Below are 649 nucleotides of genomic sequence, written 5' to 3'. Positions count from 1 at the left end.
GGGCCGGCCGCTACCGGACCGGCGGGCCGACGGCGATGGCCGACCGCAGCTCCCGGCCGCACCGCTGCCCGCGGCGCACGCCGGCACCGGTGGTGCGGCGGATCGTGCACCTGCGCTGGAAGCAGCGCCTCGGGCCGGTGGCCATCGCCGACCGGCTCGGCCTGGCGCCCTCCACGGTGCACGCGGTGCTGGTCCGCTGCCGGATCAACCGGCTGTCCCACCTCGACCGCGCGACCGGCGAGCCGATCCGGCGCTACGAGCACGACACCCCCGGCGCGCTGCTGCACGTCGACGTCAAGAAGCTGGGCAACATCCCCGACGGCGGCGGCTGGCGCTACGTCGGCCGGGCCCAGGGCAAGCGCAACCGGGCCGCCACTCCGGGCAAACCGCGCACGGCTGTGCACGATCCGAAGCTGGGCACGGCGTTCGTGCACACCGTGCTCGACGATCACAGCCGGGTGGCCTACGCCGAGATCCACGACGACGAGACCGCCGCCACCACCATCGGCGTGCTGCGCCGGACGGTGGCCTGGTTCGCCGCCCGCGGCGTCACGGTGCAGCGGGTGCTGTCGGACAACGGCTCGGCCTACCGCGCCCACGCCTGGCGCGACGCCTGCGCCGAGCTCGGGATCAAGCCCAAGCGGACCCG

1 protein-coding gene is annotated in these 649 nt (G+C 75.7%); it reads left to right on the top strand.

The genetic code is table 11. The features are described 5' to 3' along the window. A partial coding sequence (locus ACI79I_RS24325) for a DDE-type integrase/transposase/recombinase (RefSeq protein WP_456995137.1) occupies positions 1-649 on the top strand: 649 nt, incomplete at both ends.

This window comes from Geodermatophilus sp. SYSU D01105, assembly GCF_054050095.1.
Note: the sequence above shows the minus strand (reverse complement) of the source record. Positions and strands in the feature narration are given on the sequence as shown.